This is a genomic window from Corynebacterium sp. HMSC076C10, assembly GCF_001812455.1.
Classification (GTDB): Bacteria; Actinomycetota; Actinomycetes; order Mycobacteriales; family Mycobacteriaceae; genus Corynebacterium; species Corynebacterium jeikeium_D.
Genome location: NZ_KV809123.1, coordinates 1 through 4,358 on the forward strand (window position 1 = coordinate 1; position 4,358 = coordinate 4,358).

At 60.9% G+C, this 4,358-nt stretch carries 4 protein-coding genes; 2 read left to right on the plus strand and 2 right to left on the minus strand.

Annotated elements, in window-relative coordinates; translation table 11 throughout:
• Positions 1 to 233 precede the first annotated feature (233 nt).
• The gene (locus HMPREF2857_RS05750) at positions 234 to 1,367 is read right to left on the minus strand and encodes an Mrp/NBP35 family ATP-binding protein (protein WP_049193006.1); all 1,134 of its coding nucleotides are present in this window, start codon (positions 1,365 to 1,367) and stop codon (positions 234 to 236) included.
• Between the two features lie 319 nt (positions 1,368 to 1,686).
• On the opposite strand from HMPREF2857_RS05750, the gene HMPREF2857_RS05755 reads away from it, so the two are divergent.
• On the plus strand, positions 1,687 to 2,169 hold the full coding sequence (locus tag HMPREF2857_RS05755; protein ID WP_042388577.1) for a YflT domain-containing protein: 483 nt from the start codon (positions 1,687 to 1,689) through the stop codon (positions 2,167 to 2,169).
• Positions 2,170 to 2,212: 43 nt separating this feature from the next.
• On the opposite strand, the gene HMPREF2857_RS05760 is transcribed toward HMPREF2857_RS05755, so the two are convergent.
• Positions 2,213 to 3,436: a magnesium and cobalt transport protein CorA gene (locus HMPREF2857_RS05760; RefSeq protein ID WP_016422415.1), complete on the minus strand. Its 1,224-nt coding sequence runs from the start codon at positions 3,434 to 3,436 to the stop codon at positions 2,213 to 2,215.
• 43 nt (positions 3,437 to 3,479) lie between these two features.
• On the opposite strand from HMPREF2857_RS05760, the gene HMPREF2857_RS05765 reads away from it, so the two are divergent.
• A complete protein-coding gene (locus HMPREF2857_RS05765; protein WP_070643095.1) occupies positions 3,480 to 4,235 on the plus strand; it encodes a type 2 periplasmic-binding domain-containing protein in 756 nt (251 codons plus the stop codon).
• Positions 4,236 to 4,358 lie beyond the last annotated feature (123 nt).

The following is a 4,358-nucleotide window of genomic DNA, read 5'->3' on the forward strand; positions in this document are numbered from 1 at the left end:
AAGTGGTGATGCATTCACCGCCTGACCCTACCGCACAAATTTTGCCACGAAAGTGTCATAAACCTAGTCAGTAAGTGCACGCAGCCGCTTCGGCGGATACACCGCTCGCACCACCGAAAACACCACGAGCAACACATACGCCCCAGACACCGCAGCCGCAAAAGCAGACGCCCCCTTCTCGGCACCGAAATACCGGGGAGGGGGCGTCGCTGTGATCGTCGTAAAGCGGAGGCTTACTTCGGAGTCACGCCCAAGCCGAGCGACTTGCCTGCGAGCGACTCGCGACGAACAACCAGCTTGTCAGCGATGGCGTTCAGGGCCTCGCCCGCGCCCGAATCCGGCTTGGACAGGACAATCGGGGTGCCCTTGTCGCCGCCTTCGCGTAGCTCTGTGTCCAGCGGCACCTGGCCGAGCAGCTCGACCTTTCCGCCGGTGATCTGGGTAAGACGACGGGCAACGGTCTCGCCGCCACCTGCGCCGAAGACCTCCATCTTGGAGCCGTCGGGCATTTCCATCCAGCTCATGTTCTCGATGACACCGGCGATGCGCTGGCGGGTCTGCAGCGAAATGGTGCCGGCGCGCTCTGCGACCTCGGCGGCGGCCATCTGCGGGGTAGTAACAATCAGCAGCTCAGCGTTCGGCACGAGCTGCGCCACGGAGATGGCGATGTCGCCGGTTCCCGGGGGCAGGTCGAAAAGCAGGACGTCCAGGTCGCCCCAGAACACGTCCGCGAGGAACTGCTGGATAGCGCGGTGCAGCATTGGCCCACGCCAGACAACCGGTGCGTTGTCGTCGACGAAGTGTCCGATAGAAATCAGTGACACGCCGTGCGCCTGCGGAGGCATGATCATGTCGTCGACCTGGTGCGGCTTTTCCTCGGAGCCCATCATGTGCGGGATGGAGTGTCCGTAGACGTCGGCATCGAGGACACCGACAGAAAGGCCCTTCGCGGCCAGCGCGGCGGCGAGGTTCACGGTCACGGAGGACTTACCGACGCCACCCTTACCGGAGGCGACGGCGAACACGCGGGTGCGGGAGTCCGGCTGGGCGAATGGGATCACCGGCTCGGAGGCGGTGCCGCGGACGGCGTTGCGGAACTCGCGGCGCTGCTCGTCATTCATCACATCGGTGGTGACGGTGACGTTGCCAACGCCCTCGATACCGTTCAGCGCCTCTTCAGTGCGCTCGATGATGGTGTTTTTCATGGGGCAACCGGCAATGGTGAGGTAAATCTCCACGGCCACGTCATTGTTGTCCGCCACCGAGATGGACTTGACCATGCCAATCTCGGTAATCGGGCGACGTACCTCAGGATCTTCGACCTGCGCCAGGGCGGTGCGAACTTCAGCTTCAGTAATCGTAGACATTATGTAGTGAATCTTATCGTGAGACCCCGCAAGACAAAGAACTACTGACAAAATCAGTAATTTGCCGCTTTACGACGGTCACAGCGACCAACCCCTCCGGCAAGCGCGGTGGCGGTGGAATGGGCGGTGGACCAGACGGCGGAACAATTGCCAACCGTCAGACGTTGTCCTTGATAGAACGCTTTATAGCGATAGTTTTAGCAATATTTTCAGCAACTGAGTCACCATTTACTGTGACAACAACTGCAAGGGAACGGTGAGAGTACCGATGGCAAATGGGGAAGCGGGCAGCGGTTGGGGGAGCGGCCGGGAACAGAGCATGAAGTCCCGGTTGCCTCAGCGCCAGGTGCCCGAGGGGTGGCCGGTGGGCAGTTTCACCAACTACTCCGACGCGCAGGCGGCGGTGGATTCGCTCAGTGATCGCGATGAGTTCCCGGTTTCCGACCTCACCATCGTCGGTGTTGACCTGATGCAGGTGGAGCGCGTAGTCGGCAGGCTGACCTGGCCGAAGGTGCTCGGCGGCGGCGCACTGTACGGCCTGTGGATGGGCCTGTTCTTCGGCCTGATTCTGGGGCTTTTCCAGGAAGATTGGGTGAGCCCGCTGATTGTTGGCCTCGGTATGGGCGCCATCTTCGGCATCGTGCTGGCCGCAGTTCCGTACGCAATGCAAAACGGCAAGCGGGATTTCTCGAGCACTACGGAGATTGTTGCCCGTCGCTACGACGTCCTGTGCAATCCCCGCAATGCCGAGCGGGCCCGTGACCTGTTGGCGCAGCGGGCGCTCGGTGGGAACCGCGGGTAGGTTGCTGTATCCGTCGTAAAGCGATGCCTGCCAGAAGCAGAGCCTATAGCCACTTGTTGCGGCGCAGGACCCACACCAAAAACGCCACGATGGCGAACATGATGGCGAGGACGATGAAGTAGCCGTACTCCCAGTGCAGCTCGGGCATGTGGTCGAAGTTCATGCCGTAGATGCCGGCCAGGGCGGTCGGGACGGCGAGAATAGCCGCGTACGCCGAGATGGTACGCATATCCTGGTTCTGCTGCAGCTGGATTTTCACGGCGGCGGCGTCGATGAGGGCGGAGAGTCGTTCGTCGAGTCCGGAGACGAGGTCCGCGGCGGCGAGCTGGTGGTCGAGCACATCGGAAAGGTAACGGCTGACGTCCTTAGGCATGATGTCTTCCCGCAGATTCATCAGGGAGCGCAGCGCCGGTGTCAGCGGATCGATCGCGTGGCGCATCTCCAGGATCTCTCGTTTGAGGATGTAAATGTCCTCAATATCCGAATCCAAGTTCGGCTCGAAGACTTCGTCTTCCATGATCTCCACGCGATCTTCCAGCTGCATCGCGATGCGCAGGTACGCGTCGACGAGGTTGTCCGTCAGCGCCCAAAGCACGCCCGCGGGGCCGTAGTCGATGGCGTCGGTGGTGTTCTCCACGCGTGCGCTAATGCGCTGCATATCCGAGCTCGGCATGCCCATGCGAATGGTGATGACGTACTCCGGGCCGATGACAATCATCAGCTGGCCGGAGCGAATGATCTCATTTTCGTCATCCGCGAGACCTTCCGGGGAGTAATGAATCGAGCGAATTACAAAAACCACGTGATCATCGTGGATCTCAATCTTGGGACGCTGGCGGTTAGTCAGTGCGTCCTCCACCGTCAGCTCATCCAGCCCGTAAAGCTCGGCGATGGCGTCCATCTGTGTCGCGTTGGGGCGCGACAACGATAGCCACGTGAAGCCCTCGCCAAAATTCCGTACCTCGGACAGCCCGGAGAAGTGGTCGTAGGTGCCGGGCAAACGCTTGCCACCGATGTAGACGCCGCAATCGCGCAGGGCATCGCGCACCGCCCTCGACTGTCCTGTTCCTGTGCTTGACGACGAGCCGTTGGTGCGCGTCACCTTCGAGACAGCCGACTTCGCTGCGGATTTAGCCGCATTCGTCGCCCGAGCGGTTTTACCGGGTTTTGCTGTGGCCGACGGTTTTTGGCTTTGACTGGCCGAGCTAGTTCGCGGATTGCGAGCCTTCGCCGAAGCGCTGATGTTGCGGCTTTTCTCTTCGCCCATTCTGGGTGACCTCACAATCCGTTCGTAGGTTACGCTGGTGTCGATGATTGATTTTAGACGTGCGAACGCCGGGTTCCACTTTCGCATCCGCTCAATGGGGTGCAAGGGTAGCTCCACGGCTACTGCGTGCACTTTTACCGCCCTGGCATTGGTCACTGGGGCGACGGGGTTCGGTCTTGCCGCATGTTCTGATTTGGATCCGCAGATGCCCGTTCCTCCCGAGCAGGAGGCGGTAGTGACTGTCGGGGCAGACCTACGCAACCCTGAGCAAGCAGCTCTTGCGTACGTGTATGCGCAAAGCTTCGAGAGAATAGGGCGGCAAGCGGAGGTCGTCGGCATTCGCAATGCTGACGACCGGTTGCGGGCCGTACGCAATGAAGCGGTCCTGGTCTCCTTCGGATGCACAGGTGAGCTACTCGGCCTGAGCGACCCTGCGTCGGCGGCTTCACTGGCGGAGGAATACGCCGACGACTCCACCCCGGACAAGCAGTTCAGCGGCGAGTGGCGCGACCGCGTTTACGACGCTTTATCGCGGTCGCTGCCGGGTGAAGTTATGGCCACCGACGCGGGCATGGCACAGGGCTGCGCAGATGTGTCAGCCGACAATGCTGGGGCTGACTTGCCGCAATGGCTTGTGCCTTTCTACGTCAAGCCAGCGCTGGACCGAGATGATCGAGTCCGCGTGCTCAATGAGATAGCGGGTTCGCTGAGCACTGAGGACTTAAAGCTGATGACCCGGGCTGTGGCTGGTGGCGCCAGCCCTGAGTTGGTCGCTCAAGAGTGGCTGGACAAGGCGTAGTCGGGGTGGCGGGGGGGGGCTAGTTGTGGCGGTATCGGACGTGTATCTGCTGTTGGCTGCCGCCAAGTTTGTTGATTAACCCATGAATGCGGGCTGCAAATGTGAAACTGTGCGAGTTTATGA